The sequence below is a fragment of the Agromyces soli genome, assembly GCF_022811605.1.
Lineage (GTDB): Bacteria > Actinomycetota > Actinomycetes > Actinomycetales > Microbacteriaceae > Agromyces > Agromyces soli.
On record NZ_CP094533.1, the window covers coordinates 2,769,757 to 2,787,802 of the forward strand.

Annotated in this window: 16 protein-coding genes and 4 tRNA genes; 10 read left to right on the forward strand and 10 right to left on the reverse strand. The window is 71.0% G+C overall.

The window, feature by feature from the left end:
• Window positions 1–51: 51 nt before the first annotated feature.
• The 4 genes from MTP13_RS13280 to MTP13_RS13295 form a co-directional block, all read right to left on the reverse strand.
• Window positions 52–2,190 carry a 3-hydroxyacyl-CoA dehydrogenase NAD-binding domain-containing protein gene (locus tag MTP13_RS13280; RefSeq protein ID WP_243568206.1) on the reverse strand — a complete coding sequence of 713 codons (2,139 nt, stop codon included), beginning with the start codon at window positions 2,188–2,190 and terminating at the stop codon, window positions 52–54.
• 5 nt (window positions 2,191–2,195) lie between these two features.
• The gene (locus tag MTP13_RS13285; protein WP_243568207.1) at window positions 2,196–3,401 is read right to left on the reverse strand and encodes a thiolase family protein; all 1,206 of its coding nucleotides are present in this window, start codon (window positions 3,399–3,401) and stop codon (window positions 2,196–2,198) included.
• 78 nt (window positions 3,402–3,479) lie between these two features.
• On the reverse strand, window positions 3,480–4,676 hold the full coding sequence (locus MTP13_RS13290; protein WP_243568208.1) for a ribonuclease D: 1,197 nt from the start codon (window positions 4,674–4,676) through the stop codon (window positions 3,480–3,482).
• A complete protein-coding gene (locus MTP13_RS13295) occupies window positions 4,669–5,253 on the reverse strand; it encodes a DUF3000 domain-containing protein (RefSeq protein WP_243568209.1) in 585 nt (194 codons plus the stop codon). The genes MTP13_RS13290 and MTP13_RS13295 overlap by 8 nt, the downstream gene beginning before the upstream one ends.
• A 91-nt stretch (window positions 5,254–5,344) precedes the next feature.
• Between MTP13_RS13295 and MTP13_RS13300 the strand changes: the two genes are divergently transcribed.
• Entirely contained in the window at window positions 5,345–6,514 is a 1,170-nt protein-coding gene (locus tag MTP13_RS13300; RefSeq protein ID WP_243568210.1) for an alpha/beta hydrolase family protein, read from the forward strand.
• A 10-nt stretch (window positions 6,515–6,524) separates the two neighbouring features.
• On the opposite strand, the gene MTP13_RS13305 is transcribed toward MTP13_RS13300, so the two are convergent.
• Both MTP13_RS13305 and MTP13_RS13310 read right to left on the reverse strand, forming a co-directional pair.
• Window positions 6,525–6,959 carry a SufE family protein gene (locus tag MTP13_RS13305; protein WP_243568211.1) on the reverse strand — a complete coding sequence of 145 codons (435 nt, stop codon included), beginning with the start codon at window positions 6,957–6,959 and terminating at the stop codon, window positions 6,525–6,527.
• Between the two features lie 62 nt (window positions 6,960–7,021).
• Window positions 7,022–7,921 carry a sulfurtransferase gene (locus MTP13_RS13310; protein ID WP_243568212.1) on the reverse strand — a complete coding sequence of 300 codons (900 nt, stop codon included), beginning with the start codon at window positions 7,919–7,921 and terminating at the stop codon, window positions 7,022–7,024.
• A 143-nt stretch (window positions 7,922–8,064) separates the two neighbouring features.
• Here MTP13_RS13310 and zapE point away from each other — a divergent pair, with 143 nt between their 5' ends.
• The 3 genes from zapE to MTP13_RS13325 all read left to right on the forward strand — a co-directional run bounded on the left by zapE (window position 8,065) and on the right by MTP13_RS13325 (window position 11,152).
• Window positions 8,065–9,120, forward strand: a complete 1,056-nt coding sequence (gene zapE / locus MTP13_RS13315) for a cell division protein ZapE (protein ID WP_243568213.1) — start codon at window positions 8,065–8,067, stop codon at window positions 9,118–9,120.
• Window positions 9,121–9,266: 146 nt separating this feature from the next.
• Complete coding sequence (locus MTP13_RS13320) at window positions 9,267–10,529, forward strand: ammonium transporter (protein ID WP_189084874.1); 1,263 nt, start codon at window positions 9,267–9,269, stop codon at window positions 10,527–10,529.
• A gap of 41 nt (window positions 10,530–10,570) precedes the next feature.
• The gene (locus MTP13_RS13325; protein WP_243568214.1) at window positions 10,571–11,152 is read left to right on the forward strand and encodes a type II toxin-antitoxin system PemK/MazF family toxin; all 582 of its coding nucleotides are present in this window, start codon (window positions 10,571–10,573) and stop codon (window positions 11,150–11,152) included.
• A gap of 69 nt (window positions 11,153–11,221) precedes the next feature.
• Here the strand turns inward: MTP13_RS13325 and MTP13_RS13330 are convergent.
• A tRNA-Val gene (locus tag MTP13_RS13330) sits at window positions 11,222–11,297 on the reverse strand.
• Window positions 11,298–11,568: 271 nt separating this feature from the next.
• Between MTP13_RS13330 and MTP13_RS13335 the strand changes: the two genes are divergently transcribed.
• From MTP13_RS13335 to MTP13_RS13355, 5 genes are all read left to right on the forward strand, one after another.
• Window positions 11,569–11,641 (forward strand) — tRNA-Gly (locus tag MTP13_RS13335).
• A 55-nt stretch (window positions 11,642–11,696) separates the two neighbouring features.
• A tRNA-Cys gene (locus tag MTP13_RS13340) sits at window positions 11,697–11,770 on the forward strand.
• Between the two features lie 24 nt (window positions 11,771–11,794).
• Window positions 11,795–11,869: transfer RNA gene (locus tag MTP13_RS13345), tRNA-Val, on the forward strand.
• Between the two features lie 211 nt (window positions 11,870–12,080).
• Window positions 12,081–14,075 (forward strand): threonine--tRNA ligase, encoded by a 1,995-nt coding sequence (thrS, locus tag MTP13_RS13350; RefSeq protein ID WP_243568215.1) that lies wholly within the window; start codon window positions 12,081–12,083, stop codon window positions 14,073–14,075.
• A complete protein-coding gene (locus tag MTP13_RS13355; protein ID WP_243568216.1) occupies window positions 14,072–14,629 on the forward strand; it encodes an HIT family protein in 558 nt (185 codons plus the stop codon). Before thrS ends, MTP13_RS13355 begins: the two co-directional genes overlap by 4 nt.
• A gap of 30 nt (window positions 14,630–14,659) precedes the next feature.
• On the opposite strand, the gene MTP13_RS13360 is transcribed toward MTP13_RS13355, so the two are convergent.
• Both MTP13_RS13360 and MTP13_RS13365 read right to left on the reverse strand, forming a co-directional pair.
• Window positions 14,660–15,289, reverse strand: a complete 630-nt coding sequence (locus MTP13_RS13360; RefSeq protein ID WP_243568217.1) for a response regulator transcription factor — start codon at window positions 15,287–15,289, stop codon at window positions 14,660–14,662.
• A complete protein-coding gene (locus MTP13_RS13365) occupies window positions 15,286–16,491 on the reverse strand; it encodes a sensor histidine kinase (protein ID WP_243568218.1) in 1,206 nt (401 codons plus the stop codon). Before MTP13_RS13365 ends, MTP13_RS13360 begins: the two co-directional genes overlap by 4 nt.
• 159 nt (window positions 16,492–16,650) lie before the next feature.
• Here MTP13_RS13365 and MTP13_RS13370 point away from each other — a divergent pair, with 159 nt between their 5' ends.
• The gene (locus tag MTP13_RS13370; protein ID WP_243568219.1) at window positions 16,651–17,124 is read left to right on the forward strand and encodes a hypothetical protein; all 474 of its coding nucleotides are present in this window, start codon (window positions 16,651–16,653) and stop codon (window positions 17,122–17,124) included.
• A 68-nt stretch (window positions 17,125–17,192) separates the two neighbouring features.
• Here the strand turns inward: MTP13_RS13370 and pdxY are convergent, their stop codons facing one another.
• Window positions 17,193–18,044, reverse strand: coding sequence for a pyridoxal kinase PdxY (gene pdxY / locus MTP13_RS13375; RefSeq protein ID WP_243568220.1), 852 nt, complete (start codon window positions 18,042–18,044; stop codon window positions 17,193–17,195).
• Between the last annotated feature and the right edge of the window lie 2 nt (window positions 18,045–18,046).

An 18,046-nucleotide genomic window follows, 5' to 3' on the forward strand; every position in this document is an offset into this window, starting at 1 on the left:
GAACGGCCCGCGACGAGATCGTCGCGGGCCGTTCCCGTGCGTCTGCTCGGCTCAGGCGCCGACGCCGCGCACCGGCGGGTGGTGGAACGTGTCGCCGAAGACCCGCTCCGAGGCGCCCACGCGGTCGAGGTACGGCGTCGCGCCGCCGGCCTGGAACGGCCAGCCCGCGCCGAGGATGAGGCAGAGGTCGATGTCCTCCGCGGCGGCCACGACCTGCTCCTCGAGCATGAGGTGGATCTCGCCGGCGAGCTCGTCCTCCACGCGGCGGAGGATCGTCGCGGCATCCACCGGGGTCTTGCCCACCGTGATCGCCTTCTTCGCCTCCTTGCTGAGGTCGACGACCTTGCCGTGCTTGTCCTTCTCGACGACCGGCGAGCCGAGCTTCGAGAGCGCGTGCATGTTCTCCGAGGCGTAGAAGCGCTCCGGGAACTCCCGCACCATCGTGTCCTGCACGTGCGCGGCGACCGCCCAGCCGACGAGGTCGATGAGCTCGAACGGGCCCATCGGGAGCCCGATGGGGGCGAGCGCCTTCTCGACGACGGGAACCGGAGTGCCCTCGTCGACGGCGCGCGCCGCCTCGCCCATCACCTTCGCGAGCAGGCGGTTCACGACGAAGCCCGGGGCGTCGGCCGTGAGGACGGCGCTCTTACGCAGCTTCGCGGCGGTCGCGAACGCGGTCGCGAGCGTCGCATCGTCGGTCTTCGGCGTGCGCACGATCTCGATGAGCGGCATCACCGCAACCGGGTTGAAGAAGTGGAACCCGACGAGGCGCTCCGGGTGGGCGAGCTTCGCGCCGATCTCCTCGACGGAGAGCGAAGAGGTGTTCGTCGCGATGATCGCCGTCTCGGCGAGGTGCGGCTCGACCTCGGCGAAGACCTGCTGCTTCACCGTCAAGTCCTCGAACACGGCCTCGATCACCCAGTCGCAGTCGGCGAAGTCGGCCTTGTCGGTCGTGCCGCTGACGAGGGCGCGGAGCCGGTTCGCCTCGTCGGCGTCGATGCGGCCCTTCTGCTCGAGCGCACCGATCTCGTCGCGGATGTAGCCGAGGCCCTTGTCGACGCGTGCCTGGTCGAGGTCGGTGATGACGACCGGCACCTGCAAGCGGCGGACGAAGAGGAGCGCGAACTGGCTCGCCATGAGCCCGGCACCGATGATGCCGACCTTCGTCACCTTGCGCGCGAGCTCGCGGTCGGGGGCGCCCGCCGGCCGCTTGGCGCGCTTCTGCACGAGGTTGAACGCGTAGATCGAGGCGCGGAACTGGTCGCCGGCGATGAGCTCGGCGAGCACCTCGTCCTCACGGGCGAAGCCCTCGGCCTTCGTGCCGCTCTTGGCTGCCTTCAGCAGCTCGAGCGCGGCGTAGGGCGACTTCGCGACGGAGCCGATGCGGGCCTCGAGGGTCTTGCGCGCGATGCCGATCGCGACGTCCCACTTCGCGAGCCGTTCGAGCTTGCCCGGCGTGTTCGGGCGCTTCACCTGCGCGCCGCCGAGCACGCCGTCGGCCCACTTCAGCGAGTCCTCGAGGAAGTTCACCGGCGCGAACATCGCGTCGGCGATGCCGAGCTCGAGGGCGTCCTTCGCCTTCAGCATGCGGTTGTTCTTCAGCGGGTTCTCGACGACGACCTTGAGCGCGTTCTCGATGCCGATCAGGTTCGGCAGCAGGTACGCGCCGCCCCAGCCGGGGATGATGCCGAGGAAGACCTCGGGCAGGGCGATCCCGGGCGCGGAGGAGTCCACCGTGCGGTAGTCGGAGTTCAGCGCGATCTCGAGCCCGCCGCCGAGGGCGAGGCCGTTGATGAAGCAGAACGAGGGCACGCCGAGCTCGCCGAGCTTGCCGAGCACGAAGTGGCCGAGCTGCCCCATCTTGAGCGCGACCTCGCGGCTCGGGATCTCACCGACCTTCGAGAGGTCGGCGCCCGCCGCGAGGAAGTACGGCTTGCCGGTGATCGCGACGGCATCGATCTCGCCCGCCGTAGCGCGCGCCTGCAGCTCGACGAGCCGCTCGTCGAGCTCGAGCAGCGTCACCGGACCGAGCGTCGTGGGCCGGGTGTGGTCGCGCCCGTTGTCGAGCGTGATGAGGGCCAGCGTCTTGCCGGACGGCAGTCGGACGTCGCGCACGTAGGAGTGTGTGACGACCTCATCGGCCGACATGGCGGCGAGCTCGGAGAAATCGATCTTCGAGTAGTCGGTCATGTCGCTCAACGACCCTTTCCGTAGCGCTTGTGGTGCGGGTTCTCCCAGATGACGGTGCCGCCCTGTCCGAGGCCGACGCACATCGCGGTCACGCCGTAGCGGACGTCGGGGCGCTGCTCGAACTGGCGGGCGAGCTGGAGCATCAGGCGCACGCCCGACGCGGCCAGGGGGTGGCCGATGGCGATGGCGCCGCCCCAGGGGTTCACGCGCTCGTCGTCGTCGGCGATGCCGAAGTGGTCGAGGAAGCTCAGCACCTGCACGGCGAAGGCCTCGTTGAGCTCGAACAGTCCGATGTCGGAGATGTCGAGGCCGGCGCGCTTCAGCGCCTTCTCGGTCGAGGGGATGGGCCCGATGCCCATGACCTCGGGCTCGACGCCGGCGAAGGCGAAGCTGACCATGCGCATCTTCGTCGTGAGGCCGAGCTCCTTGGCCGCGTCGGAACTGGCGAGGATCGCGGCGGTGGCGCCGTCGGTGAGGGGCGAGGCGTTGCCCGCGGTGACCCGGCCGTGCGGGCGGAACGGCGTCTTCAGCGTCGCGAGGCCCTCCATGGTCGTCTCGGGACGGCGGCCCTCGTCCTCCGTGGCGAGGCCCCAGCCCGACTCGGTGCGCAGGGCGACCTGCACGAGGTCGGGCTGGATGTTCCCGGCGTCGTAGGCGGCCTGCACCTTCTGCTGGCTCAGCATGCCGAAGCGGTCGGCGCGCTCCTTGGTGAGCTCGGGGAAGCGGTCGTGGAGCCGCTCGGCGGTGTTGCCCATGTTGAGCGCATCGGCGGCGACGAGCTTCTCGGCGAGGAACCGCGGGTTCGGGTCGGCGTCGAGGCCCATCGGGTGCCGCCCCATGTGCTCGACCCCGCCGGCGATGACCACGTCGTACTGGCCGAAGCCGATGCCGGAGCCGGTGGTGGTGACGGCGGTCATCGCGCCGGCGCACATGCGGTCGATCGCGAAGCCGGGCACGCTCATCGGCAGGCCCGCGAGGATCGCGGCGGTGCGGCCGAGGGTCAGGCCCTGGTCGCCCTGCTGGGTGGTCGCGGCGATCGCCACGTCGTCCACCCGCGCCGGGGGCAGGGAGGGGTTGCGTTCGAGGAGCCCCGTGATGGTCTTGACCGCGAGGTCGTCGGCCCGGGTGTTCCAGTACATGCCCTTTTCACCGGCTCGTCCGAACGGGGTCCGGACCCCGTCGACGAACACGACATCAGCTCGTTCAGCCACGCTGCAGCTCCCTTTCGGATCAGGAATGATTCGATCCTACGAAGCCGTCCTCGCGGCGGCGGAATCGCTTGACGGAACCTACGAAGCGCTGTCCTCGGCGTCCTGAATGCTTTGTGCCGCCTCGCTAAAGGCCGCAGCGATTCTCTGTGCGGTGGCTTCAAGCTGCCAGGGCCTGGCGCCGTGTTCGGCGAGCGCGGCCGAGATCGCTGCGGCGTCGAGCTCGAGTGGCGGGTGCCAGGCGACGCGACGCAGCGTGTCCGGGGTGAGCAGGTTCTCCACCGGCATCCCGTACTCCTCGGCGACCTCGGCGACCGCCTCCTTGGCCAGGCGAAGACGCGCGTCGGCCTCCGGGTTGCGCGCCGCCCAGGCGCGCGGGGGCGGCGGCGCGTCGCTCGGCACGCGCGCGGCCGGCAGGTCGTTCGTCTGGATGGCGGCCTCGACGGCCTTCCACCACCGGTCGAGCTCGCTGCGGCTCGCCCGGCCGTTGAAGTCCTTCATATCGGCGAGCGCCCGGCGGCTTCGCGGGATGGCCTTCGCGACGGTGAGGATCGACGAGTCGGGGACGAGTCGCCCTGGCGCCACGTCGCGCTCGACGGCGAGTTCGTCGCGGGCGAGCCAGAGCGAGCGGGCGACCGCGAGATTGCGGGGCGAACGCAGCGCGTGGATTCCGGAGAGCCGGCGCCAGGGCTCGTTCGCCGCCGGCTTCGGTTCGCGGTGCAGGACGGCGTCGAACTCCTGCTCGGCGATCCGCGCCTTGTCCGCGGCGACGAGCTCTTCGGCGAGGCGGTCGCGCACATCGACGAGCAGCTCGACGTCGAGCGCCGCGTAGGTGAGCCACGGCTGGGGGAGCGGCCGGGTCGACCAGTCCGCCGCGGAGTGCTCCTTCGCGAGGGTGACGCCGAGGAGCTCCTCGACGACGGCGGCGAGACCGACGCGCTGCATGCCGAGGAGGCGCGCGGCGAGTTCGGTGTCGAAGATGCGCTCCGGGTCGAGCCCGACCTCGCGGAGGCACGCGAGGTCCTGACTGGCCGCGTGCAGCACCCACTCGTCGTGGTGCACGAGCTCCTGCAGCCGGCCGAACTCGCCGAGCGCGGGCGGATCGAAGAGGAAGGTGCCGGAGCCCCGCCGGAACAGCTGGATGAGGTACGCGCGCTGCGAGTAGCGGAACCCGCTCGCCCGCTCGGCGTCGACCGCGATGGGGCCGTCGCCGTCGGCGATCCGGTCGACCGCGGCCGCGAAGGCTTCCGGCGTGTCGATCACCCGGTAGTCAGTCACGGTTCCTCCGTCTGAGTAGGGTCGTCACCCCTTCGGAACGGGGCGGCAGCCCGGCGAGCATGCACAGCAACTCGCCCCAGCCTTCCACATGCGCGTCGATCCGGGGGTCGAGGGGGGTCCACGAGGCGCGCAGCTCGATCTGCGCGCCGTCGCCCTGCTGGGCGAGTTCGCCGAAGCCAGTGGAGAGGATCTTCGTCGCCGTGCCCGAGGCCGCCACATAGCTCGCGCCCCTGGCGTCGAGGGCGTCGACGAGCCAGGACCAGGCCACGTCGGCCAGGAACGGGTCGAGGCCGATGTCGGTCTCGAGCGGCGCCTGCGCGAAGCAGACGACGCGGAACCGTCCGCCCCACTGCTCCGGCTCGCTGGGGTCGTACAGGAGCACGAAGCGGCCGGTGCCGAGCTCGGAGTCGGCGTGCCGGCTCGGCAGCACGTCCGCCGACAGCGCAGTGGCGTAGGGGGCGAGGGCCGCGGGCGCGGGGATCTCGGACACGCGGAGCTCGCTTCGGGGCGAGGCCGCTCGGATGGATTCGAGCGCGACCTCGAACTCGTGGGGCGGTCGCGTCGCTGAGTCGGGCACGAGTGCAGACTAGAGTCTGCGTCGAGGCGGATGTCGGCGGCACGCCGGTCCGACCGGCACCACCTCGACGGGATCGACCGGAGGGGGACGTATGCCAGGGGGAGCACGCATCGCGAAGGGCGTCGGGATCGCGATCGGGGTCGTCGCGCTGACGGCGGCGGTCGCGGCGACGGTCACCGCCGCGATCGGGGTGCGGTTCGCGCGCAAGGTGGTCACTCCGCCGCTGGAGCGCGAGGAGGACGTCCGCATCCTCGGCGTCGACCGCCCCAGGAACGAGATCCTGCTGGCGCCGTCGGACGAAGCGCGGATGGCCGGGCGCTACGGGTTCTGGTTCGACCGGGACGCCGGATACGCCCGACTCGGCGAGGTCCTCGACGACGGGCCGCGCGGAGTCCGCCGAGTCATCGAGTCGATCGACTTCGGCCGCCTCGAGCGTGCGCAGCGCGGGCGGATGAGCGGCTGGTACCACCTGGGGCCGTGGGAGCTCGGCATCCCCTACGAGAACGTCGCGATCCAGACGCCGGTCGGACCGGCCCCCGCCTGGCACGTCCCCGCCGAGGAGCCGGGTGGCGACTGGGTCATCCAGGTGCACGGCTGGGGGGCCAGGCGCCCCGAAGGCCTCCGGGCCGTCGCGCCGGCTCGTGCGCAGGGCTGGGACACCCTGCTGATCTCCTACCGGAACGACGGGGAGGCGCCGGCCTCCGGCGACGGCCGTTTCGGTCTCGGCAGCACCGAGTGGCGCGACGTCGAGGCGGCCGTCGCCTACGCCCAGGAGCACGGTGCGCGGCGCATCGTGCTGATGGGCTGGTCGATGGGCGGCGGCACGGTGCTGCAGGCGATGCTCCGCTCGCCGGGCGTCGCCGACGCGGTCTGCGGCCTCATCCTGGAGTCGCCGGCGGTCGACTGGGCGGACATCCTGCGCTTCCAGGGCACGCTCTACCGGCTGCCCGCGGAGTTCGCCGTCGTCGTGAGCCGGGTGCTGCGCGACCGGCTGGGGTCGGGGCTCGCGGGCCTCGCCGAGCCCATCGACCTCGCCGAACTCGACGCCGCCGAGCGGGCCGACGAACTGGCGGTGCCGATGCTGCTGCTGCACAGCGTCGACGACGGCTTCGTGCCGATCGACGGTTCGCGGCGCCTGGCGGAGGCCCGTCCCGATCTCGTCCAGTTCGAGATCTTCGAGGGCGCGCGCCACACCAAGCTGTGGAACGAGGATCCGGAGCGCTGGAGCTCGCTCATCTCGGAGTGGCTCACCGCCCGCTGATCGCCAGCGATCAGGCGCCGCGCTCGGCCACCTGGCGCTTGATGCGGGCGAGCATGCCGGTCATGCCCCGCACCCGCAGCGGCGACACCGCCTGCCCGAGCCCGAGCGACTGCGGGTAGTCGGCGGGGACGTCGAGCACCTTCTGCGGGGTGAGCCCGTCGAGCCCCTGCACGAGAATCGAGGCGAAGCCCCGGGTGGTCGGTGACTCCCGCGGCGCGGTGGCGTGCAGGTGCACTCGGCCGTCATCGACCTCGACGAAGAGGTAGACGGGGGACTGGCACTCCTCGACGCGCTCGAGCAGTTCGGGGTGATCGGCGTAGCGCTCGGGCAGCTCCGGCAGCTCGTTCGAGAACTCGAGCAGGAGCTGGAGGCGGTCCTTCACCTCGAGCGCGAGGAAGTCGTCGCGGGTCTCGGCGAGCCGGTCGGGGAGTGCCGTGTCGTCCATCCCCTCGATTCTCGCACCGATCGGCGCCGCCGCTGCCGGCACCGCCGAACCGCACTCGCGGGTCAGCGCGCGGGCAGCTCGCCGCGCGCCTCCCCGGTGACGATGGGCACGCGCACGGCGCTGCCCCACTCGGTCCACGAGCCGTCGTAGTTCCGCACCTGCTCGAAGCCGAGCAGATGCGTGAGCACGAACCAGGTGTGGCTCGAGCGCTCACCGATGCGGCAGTAGGCGACGATCTCGTCGTCGTCTTCGAGGCCGACCTCGTCGCGGTAGATGGCGTCGAGCTCCGCGCGGGGGCGGAAGGTGCCGTCGGACGCGGCGGCGCGCGCCCAGGGCACCGACGCCGCGGTCGGGATGTGCCCCGCGCGGAGGGCGCCCTCCTCGGGGTACGCCGGGGCCGTGGTGCGCTCGCCCGAGTACTCCTCGGGGGAGCGGACGTCGATGAGCGGCTTCCCGAGGTGGGCGAGCACGTCCTCCTTGAAGGCTCGGACGACGGTGTCGTCGCGCTCGACGACCGGGTACTCGACCGGCGTGACCTCGGCCGGTGCGGTGGTGAGTTCGCGGCCCTCGGCGATCCAGAGGTCGCGGCCGCCGTCCAGGAGCCGCACGTCTTCGTGTCCGAAGAGGGTGAACACCCAGAGCGCGTACGCGGCCCACCAGTTGTTCTTGTCGCCGTAGATGACGACGGTCGAGTCGCGGGCGATGCCCTTCGAGCCGAGCAGCGCGGCGAACTGCTCGCCGGAGAGGTAGTCGCGGACGACCGGGTCGTTGAGCTCCGTGTGCCAGTCGATCTTCACCGCACCGGGGATGTGGCCGATCTCGTAGAGCAGCACGTCCTCGTCCGACTCCACCACCACGAGACCCGGTTCGCCCAGGCGTTCGGCGAGCCACTCGGTGGAGACGAGTCGCTCGGGGTGGGCGTACTCGGCGAACTTCTCGGCGGGGTCGAACGCGACGGACATGCTGGCCTCCTGCGGGCGCCCGGTCGGGCGTGGGGGTTCGGGGAGCGGACTAGGCTGGTGGCGAAATCCAACTCGAATCTACGCGGCGCGCCGGTCGAAGTCACAGGGGCCGTCATCGGATGCAACACGGGAGACCCCTGAACATGACCACGGCTGAGGCCAGCACGCTCGTCCGGCTCATCGAGCGGAACCCGACCATCACGGGCGCCGAGATTGCCGCCGCGCTGACCCCGCCGCCGCAGTTCGAGCACGCGTCCTTCGACTCGTACCGGCCCGACCCGGACTTCCCCTCGCAGCAGGCGGCGCTCGCCCGGCTCAAGGAGTTCGCAGGCGCCTGGCGCGCCGCCCAGCGCCCGGGCGGCTTCTTCTCCCGCAAGCGGCCGGCCCGCATCGAGCTGCCGGGCGTCTACCTCGACGGCGGCTTCGGCGTCGGCAAGACCCACCTCCTCGCCGCGCTCTGGCACGTCGCCCACGGCCCGAAGTACTTCGGCACCTTCATCGAGTACACGGCGCTCGTCGGGGCGCTCGGCTACGCGCAGGCGGTCGAGCTGCTCCGCGGGGCGAAGCTCGTGTGCATCGACGAGTTCGAGCTCGACGACCCGGGCGACACGATGCTGATGACCCGCTTCCTCGGCGAGCTGATGGCGGGCGGCACGCGGGTCGCCGCGACGAGCAACACCCCGCCGAACGCACTCGGCGAGGGGCGTTTCGCCGCGGCCGACTTCCTGCGCGAGATCCACGCGCTCTCCTCGAACTTCGAGACCCTGCGCATCGACGGGCTCGACTACCGCCGTCGCGACACCGAGGGGCATGCGGTCGTCGCGGGCGACGACGCGGCCGTCCGCCGCACGGCGGAGGCGCTCGCGGCCAACGGGCACCGCACCTCGCTCGACGGCTTCGACGAGCTCATCGCCCACCTCGCCACGGTCCACCCGTCGAAGTACGTGCGGCTCATCGACGGCGTCGACGCGATCGCCCTCACCGGCGCGCACGAGCTGAACGACCAGAACGCCGCGCTGCGCCTCGTCGCCTTCATCGACCGCGTGTACGACGCCGAGGTGCCGCTCATCGCGAGCGGCATCCCCCTCGACGAGGTCTTCGACGCGGAGATGATGGCGGGCGGCTACCGCAAGAAGTACCTCCGCTCGATGAGCCGCATGATCGCACTGACCTCGGGCGAGCTGCCGCCGCACGACTGACGCGCGACCCGACTGCGCCGAAACCTGCTGTTTACGGGAGCGCCCGCTCCGTAACCGGACCGAAACACGACGAGGCGTCGTTCGAAACCAGCTCTCGTGACACTGGGCCCACTGGATCCCCGGTTGCACCCGAGAGAGGTTTCGAGATGGACCAAGGCAACACCGCGTTCCTGCTGATCGCGGCGGCACTCGTGCTGCTGATGACGCCAGGGCTCGCGTTCTTCTACGGCGGCCTCGTGAAGGCGAAGAGCGTCATCAGCATGATGATGATGAGCTTCGGCGCGATGGGCCTCATCGGCGTGCTCTGGGTGCTCTTCGGCTACGCCATCGCGTTCCCCGCCGCCGAGGGGCTCAGCGCGCCCTGGGCGATCGACTGGTCGGCCCTCGGCCTGCAGAGCCTGCTCGAGACGCCGGAGGGCGCCGCGTTCCCGCCGCTCGCCTTCGTGGCCTTCCAGGCGACCTTCGCGATCCTCACGGTCGCGCTCATCTCGGGGGCGATCGCCGACCGGGCCAAGTTCGGCGCGTGGATGGTCTTCGCCGGCATCTGGGCGGTCGTCGTGTACTTCCCGGTCGCGAGCTGGGTGTTCAATTTCGGACTGGCCGACGACGGCAGCTTCGCCTACGGCGGCTGGATCACCTACGGCCTGCAGCAGGCCTTCGGCGTCGGGGCGATCGACTTCGCCGGCGGCACCGCCGTGCACATCAACGCAGGCGCCGCGGCTCTCGCCCTCGCGCTCGTCCTCGGCAAGCGCGTCGGCTTCTCGAAGGGCGCGCACGTGCCGCACAACCCGCCGTTCGTGCTGCTCGGCGCCGGGCTCCTCTGGTTCGGCTGGTTCGGCTTCAACGCGGGCTCCGAGCTCGCCGCGGACGGCACCGCCGCCCTCGCCTTCGTGAACACGATCGCCGCCCCGGCCGCCGCGCTCCTCGCGTGGCTCCTCGTCGAGAAGATCAAGGACGGCAAGCCCACCTCGGTCGGCGCCGCGTCGGGCGCCGTGGCCGGCCTCGTGGCGATCACGCCCGCGTGCGCATCCCTGACCCCGGTGTGGGCGATCGTGCTCGGCCTCGTCGCCGGCGCGGTCTGCGCCGTCGCGATCGACCTGAAGTTCAAGTTCGGCTTCGACGACTCGCTCGACGTGGTCGGCATCCACCTCGTGGGCGGCCTCATCGGCACGCTGTACCTCGGCATCTTCGCGAACGGCACCGGGCTCATCTACAGCGGCGAGCTCACGCAGCTCGCGGTGCAGGCGATCGCGGCCTTCGCGGTGCTGGCCTACTCGTTCGGGCTGACGTTCGTGATCGGCTTCGCGATCCAGAAGATCATGGGCTTCCGGGTGCGCAACGAGGACGAGATCGCGGGCATCGACACCGCCGTGCACGGCGAGGACGCGTACAAGCTCGAGCTCGTCTAGCGCCGATCCGCCACTCGGGGGCGGTGGGGTAGTGTGCCGGTGTGTCAGACGCCAGCCGCTTCCTCACCGCCCTCGTTCGTGCGATCGGTCAGGCGTTCCGATCGAGCGGCCAGGCGCGCAGCGGAGGGCCGGGCGCCTCGTCTCGGGCGGCACGTGCGAGCGGCGCATCCGGCCGGGGCGGGACCACGACCGACGTCCTGTCGCCGGGGCAGTCCGGCGCATCCGCGACGCAGGAGGTCGACCCGCGAGGCCTCGGTCGGGTCGTGCTGAGCTACGCTCCGACGCCGGACGGCGAGCCGGATCCCGGTGAGATCGTGTGGACCTGGGTGCCGTTCGAGGAGCACGACGGCCGGGGCAAGGATCGCCCGGTCGTGATCGTCGCCGCCGGCGACGGGGATCGCTTCCTCGCGGTGCAGCTCACGAGCAAGGGCCGGTCGGGGGATCGCGACTACCTGGGGCTCGGCACCGGCCCCTGGGATGCCGAGGGCCGGCCGAGCTGGGTGCGGCTCGACCGGATCTTCCTGGTGCACGGCGACGGGATGCGCCGGGAGGCCGCCTCGCTCGACGAGGCCCGCTACCGGCTCGTCGCCGAGGCGTTGCGCGGCCGCTACGGCTGGCGCTGACGGCGGCGTCGATCCACGCGGACCTCGTCCGAGAACGACGAAGCCCCCGGCGTCTGCCGGGGGCTTCTCTGGTGGGCGATGCCGGGCTCGAACCGACGACCTCTTCCGTGTGAAGGAAGCGCGCTACCAGCTGCGCCAATCGCCCAAGGGGATTCGGGCACGAACGCGTCGTGCCGCGGGTTCGATAGTAGCCGACGCCGAGGGGTGAATGCACATCGGGCGGGCGGGCCTCGGATCCCGGGCGTGTCCGGCTCCGCCCCGAAGGTCGGCAACGCCCCCGAAACGGACTCGACACGCCCGGGTTGCACGGCTGGATTCCGTAGCTGACCTGGCTGAACAGTGGGGGAGCCATCCTCGGTTTGTGAATCGTTCACCCTTTCGGTTACAGTTTCTGTGTTGCCGGAAACGGCGACAACGCGGATGTGGCGCAGTTGGTAGCGCATCACCTTGCCAAGGTGAGGGTCGCGAGTTCGAGTCTCGTCATCCGCTCTGATCAGAACCGGGCGAAAGCCCGTTTCTGGTTTCTGGTGGTGAACCCAGACACGGTGGATTGGCCGAGAGGCGAGGCAGCGGCCTGCAAAGCCGTATACACGGGTTCGAATCCCGTATCCACCTCCAAGCCGAATTCTTTCGACTTGACACGGGCGATTGGCGCAGCGGTAGCGCGCTTCCCTGACACGGAAGAGGTCACTGGTTCGATCCCAGTATCGCCCACCACACAGCAACGCCCCGGCAGACGCCGGGGCGTTCGTCGTATCCGGCCTCTGCCCGGCGTCGTCCGCGGTGCGCGCCTCGGCGCGCGGTCGCCCAGCACGCGACTACAGTTGAGGGGCGGCGCGGTTCTCACGACGTGCGCGCCGCGACATCCGGATGATCGACGATCCCGGACCGCGGTGGGCGGGATGCCCGCGCGGTGGGATCCAGCTAAATGGGAGTGGACCAGGTGACCGACGGCTTCGAGCTCTTCACCGACCGTTCCGTTGTCGCGATGCGCGTCAACGGCGAGCTCAAGGACCTGGCGACCACGGTCACGGAGACCGACGTCGTCGAGCCGGTCACGATCGACTCGCCCGACGGCCTGAACATCCTGCGCCACTCCACCGCCCACGTGCTCGCCCAGGCGGTGCAGAACGTGAACCCCGAGGCGAAGCTCGGCATCGGCCCGCCCGTGACCGACGGCTTCTACTACGACTTCGACGTCGCCGAGGCGTTCAGCACCGACGACCTGAAGGCGCTCGACAAGGAGATGTCGCGCATCGTCCGCGCCGGCCAGCGCTTCGTGCGCCGCGTCGTGAGCGACGAGGAGGCGCGCGCCGAGCTCGCCAACGAGCCGTACAAGCTCGAACTCATCGGGCTGAAGGGCAGCGCCTCGACCGGAGACGACAACGAGAACGTCGAGGTCGGCGGCGGCGAGCTGACGATCTACGACAACGTCGACCCGAAGACCGGCGAGGTCGCCTGGAAGGACCTCTGCCGCGGGCCGCACCTGCCGAACACCCGCATGATCGGCAACGGCTGGGCGCTCATGCGCGTCGCCGGCGCCTACTGGCGGGGGAGCGAGAAGAACCCGCAGCTCCAGCGCATCTACGGCACCGCCTGGCCGACGAAGGACGAGCTGCGCGCCTACCAGCACCGCCTCGAGGAGGCCGCGAAGCGCGACCACCGCAAGCTCGGCAAGGAGCTCGACCTCTTCAGCTTCCCCGACGAGATCGGCTCGGGGCTCTCGGTCTGGCACCCGAAGGGCGGCATCATCCGCGGCGAGATGGAGCAGCACGCCCGTCGCCGGCACATCGAGGGCGGCTACACCTACGTGTACACGCCGCACATCTCGAAGGAGGACCTCTTCCTCCAGTCGAACCACCTCGTCACCTACCGCGAGGGCATGTTCCCGCCGATCGTCATGGACGAGGAGCGCGACGCCGAGGGCAACGTCACGAAGCAGGGCCAGGACTACTACCTGAAGCCCATGAACTGCCCGATGCACATCCTCATCTACAAGGAGCGGGCGCGCAGCTACCGCGACCTGCCGATGCGGCTGGCCGAGAACGGCACGGTCTACCGCAACGAGCTCTCGGGAGCCCTGCACGGGCTCACCCGGGTGCGCGGCTTCACCCAGGACGACTCGCACCTCTTCGTCACGCCCGAGCAGCTGGAGGCCGAGGCGACCCGCGTGCTCGAGTTCGTCATCTCGATGCTGCGCGACTTCGGCCTCGAGGACTTCGAACTCGAGCTCTCGATGCGCGACGACGAGAAGTCCAAGTGGATCGGCTCGGACGAGTTCTGGGAGTACTCCACGAACGCGCTGCGCAACGTCGCCGTGGCGAGCGGGCTGAAGCTCACCGAGGTGCCCGGCGAGGCGGCGTTCTACGGGCCGAAGATCGACCTGAAGACCCGCGATGCCATCGGGCGCACCTGGCAGCTCTCCACGGTGCAGGTGGACCCGAACCTGCCCGAGCGATTCGAGCTCGAGTACACCGGATCCGACGGTGAGAAGCACCGCCCGATCATGATCCACCGGGCGCTGTTCGGCTCGATCGAGCGCTTCTTCGCGATCCTGCTCGAGCACTACGCGGGCGTGTTCCCGGTGTGGCTCGCCCCCGTGCAGGTGGTCGGCATCCCCGTCGCCGACGAGTTCGCGCCCTACCTCGGCGACATCGTCGAGCGGCTGCGGGTCGCGGGCGTGCGGGCCGAGCTCGACACGAGCGACGACCGCATGCAGAAGAAGATCCGCACGCACACGACGCAGAAGATCCCGTTCCAGCTCATCGCCGGCGAGAACGACCGCTCGGCCGGCACCGTGAGCTTCCGGTTCCGCGACGGTACCCAGGAGAACGGCGTCGCGGTCGACGAGGCGATCGAGCACGTGCTCGCGTCGATCCGCGACCACCGCCAGGTGACGAGCCGGGACGACCTGTTCGGATGACCGGGGCGGCCGACGAGGAGCTGCGGGTGCAGTCGTCCGAGGAGTTCGCCGCGGCGCCCGACGCGTTCCAGCGGCTCTGGACGCCGCACCGGATGGTGTACATCCAGCAGGGCGAGCCGGAGTCGCACGAGTGCCCGTTCTGCCGAGCGCCCGAGCGCAGCGACGAGGACGCCCTCATCGTCGCGCGCGGGCGCACGGCGTACGCCCTGCTGAACCTCTATCCGTACAACAGCGGGCACCTGCTCGTCTGCCCCTACCGGCACATCGCCACCTACGACCAGGCCACGTCCGAGGAGGTCGCCGAGATCGGCGAGCTCACCCAGACGGCGATGCGGGTCATCCGCGCCGTCTCGCGCTGCGACGGGTTCAACCTGGGCATGAACCAGGGGCGGATCGCCGGGGCCGGCATCTCGGAGCACCTGCACCAGCACGTCGTGCCGCGCTGGGCCTCGGACTCGAACTTCTTCCCGATCATCGCGGGCACGAAGGCGCTGCCGCAGCTCCTCGGCGAGGTGCGCCGCACGATCGCGGAGGCCTGGCCTACGGCCGGCTGAACCGCCGAGCCCGGCCCCGGTGATCCGGACTCAGATCCAGCCCTGCTGCCACGCCTTCTCCGCGGCCTCGTGCCGCGACGCCGCGTCCAGCTTGGTCATGGCGGAGGAGAGGTAGTTCCGCACGGTCCCCTGGGCGAGGTGCAGCCGCTCGGCGATCTGCTGGACGCTGAGGGTCGAGCGGCTGTGCCGCAGGGCGTCGAGCTCCCGGTCGGTCAGCGGGCAGCGCTCGGCGGTGAGCGCCGCGGCGGCGATCTCCGGATCGATGTACCGGCGCCCGGCGGCGACGTCGCGGATGACGTCGGCGAGGCTCTCCGCCGGCGTCGACTTCGGCACGAAACCGGACACCTTCGCGGCGAGCGCCCGGCGCAAGACCCCGGGGCGGGCGTGCCGGGTCACGATGACGACCCGGGTCGGCACCGTCGCGAGGATGCGCGCGGCGGCCTCGACGCCGTCGGCGTCGGGCATCTCGAGGTCGAGCAGGCACACGTCGGGGCGCGTCGCTGCGGCCTGCGCGACCGCGGAGGTGCCCGTGTCGGCGCTCGCGACGATCTCGATGTCCGGTTCGAGGTCGAGCAGCGCCACGAGCGCGCCGCGGATCAGGTGCTCGTCGTCGGCCACGAGCAGCCGGATGGGCGGGGCGAGGGGATCGGCGCGGGTCATGCGGGCACCCCGGCGGGCATCGGGACGCTCGCGACGACCTGGAACGTGCCGGCTGCGGCGTCCGCCTCGGTGCTGAACGCGCCGCCGATCGCCGTCAGTCGCTCGCGGAGGCCGTCGAGGCCGCTGCCGGGCCCCTGATCGGACCGCCGAGCGCCGTCTGCCGGCGCCGCGACCCCGTCGTTCGTGATCCGCAGTTCGCAGCGTTCGCCGCGCGTCACGAGCTCGATCGTGACGGCGCGCGCTTCGCTGTGCCGGAGGATGTTCGTCGTGCCCTCGCGCACCACGGAGCCCAGCGCGCGCTGCACCTCGTCGTCGCTCGGCACGGGCCCGAGCCGCAGCGTGCAGACGGCCCCGGAGGCGGTGAGGACCTCGCGCGCGTTCTCGAGCTCCTGGTCGAACGCGACCTGGCGGTAGCCCGCGACGAGGGAGCGCGTCTCCTCGAGCGCGTCCTTGGCGATGAGCCGCACCTCGTGCACGAGGGCGCGAGCGCGCTCGGGGTCGCGCTCGAGGAGTCGCTCGGCGAGCTCGGACTTCAGCGAGATCACCTGCAGGTGGTGGCCCTGGATGTCGTGGAGATCGGAGGCGAAGCGGAGCCGCTCCTGCGTCACGGCGAGTTCGCCGGCGGTGCGTCGGTTCCGGTCGAGCCGGACGACCACCTCCCACCACCACAGGCTGGTGAGGGCCATGATCGGCAGCATGACCGCGAAGAAGCCGATCATCCAGCCGGTGGACTGCTCGCGGGCGGTCTCGGCGCCGCCGTGCAGCGTGGCGGCTGCCACCACGTGCGCCACGGTCACCGCGGCGCCGACGGCCAGCAGTTGACCGCGCCTGGGCTTCGGCAGCAGCGGCGCGATGAGGGTCAGGGCGGCCCAGAGCGGCATCGCGCTCGTGAGCGCCAGTCCGGGCGCGAGGAGCCCGAGCGCCCAGACGAGGGCGGCGGGGAGCAGCAGGACGACGGTCCAGGCAGGATGCGGCAGCCCCCCGCCGCGGCCGAGGTGGAGGAACCAGCAGTAACGGAGCTGCGCCGCGGTGGCGAGCAGTTGGAGCACGAGCGCTGCGAGGATGAGCGGCGACCGTTCGGTGAGGTAGGCCTCGAAGAGCGTGAGACCGACGATGAGATCGAAGAACCCGTAGAAGAACACGATCGACACGAGCGTGTAGAGCCAGGTCGCGCGGACGCTGCGGGCGGGTTCCGGGGGCATGGATCCGAGCATATGGCAGTGACATTTGTCACGTTCCGGGGTGCGGATCCGCACGGCGTTCGCTGACACGGCGGCACTGCCGGGAACCGGCCGGGGCCGGGAGGCTGGAGGCATCCCACCGCAGCTCGCGATGGCGACCCGCACTCGAAAGGCCCCGACATGATCGACGCGCTCCAGGACTTCGCCGGCTCCCTGCCCACCTACCTCCAGTGGCTCGGGGTGATGCTCGTCGCGGCGGTGCCGTTCGTGGAGTCCTACTTCGGTTCGGTCGTCGGCGTGCTGATCGGGCTGCCCCCGGCCGTCGCCATCGGCGTCGCGGTGATCGGCAACGTGGTGTCGATGCTCATCTTCGTGCTGACCGCGCACGGCGTGCGCTCCAAGGTCGTCGCCGGGAAGGAGGCGAGCGAGGAGTCGCCGCGCCGGGAGAAGCTGCGCCGGGCCTTCGACAAGTACGGCGTCGCGGGCGTGAGCATCGTCGGGCAGACCATGCTGCCGAGTCAGCTCACCTCCGCGGCCATGGTCTCCTTCGGCGCGAGTCGTAACGCCGTCATCTTCTGGCAGATCGTCTCGATCGTGCTCTGGGGCGTCGTCTTCGGCGTGCTCGCGACGCTCGGCGTCTCGCTCGCGCGCTGAGGCCTCGCCCGGAGACACGGATGCCCCGGCCGGGTCGACCCGGCCGGGGCATCCGTCGTCGTGGCGGCTCAGCGCACCTGGCGCACCGAGAACTGCATGGCGGGGTTCGCGTAGTCCTCCTGCGACTCGACGAGCTGGAGCTCCCGCTCGCCCGAGCGGTGCGTGCGCTCGAGGAGGCCGAAGACGCTCGAGGTGGTGCGGGCCAGCGCGTCGGCGGCGTCGCCGGCGGCGCGGTAGTGCGCGGTGAAGAGGGCGGCGGTGACGTCGCCCGAGCCGTTCGCCTTGAGCGGCAGCAGCGGGGTCTGCACGATCCAGGCGCCGCGGTCGTCGACGGCGAGCATCTCGATCGTCCCCGGCTCGCGGTCGGGGCGCTCGACGCTCGTCACGAGGACCGTGCGCGGACCCGTGGCGCGGATGCGGTCGACGGCGTCGAGGGTCGATTCGAGCGTGTCGGGCTCCGTGTCGGTGAGGAAGCCGAGCTCGAACTGGTTCGGCGTGATCAGGTCGGCCGCCGGCACGACGCGGTCGCGCAGCAGCACCGGGATGGCGGGGGCGACGAAGCAGCCCGACTTCGCGTTGCCCATCACGGGGTCGCAGGAGTAGATGGCGGAGGGGTTCGCCGCCTTCACCTTCGCGACGGCCTCGAGGATGACGTCGGCGATGCCCTCGCCGCCCTGGTAGCCGGAGAGCACGACGTCGATCTGGGGGAGCACCCCGCGGTCCTCGATGCCGGCGATGACCTCTCGGACCTCGTCGGGTGCGATGAGCGGTCCGCGCCAGGCGCCGTAGCCGGTGTGGTTCGAGAAGTTCACCGTGTAGACGGGGAGCACCTCGACGCCGATGCGCTGCAGGGGGAAGACGGCGGCGGAGTTGCCCACGTGACCGTAGGCCACCGCCGACTGGATCGAGAGGATCTTCATCG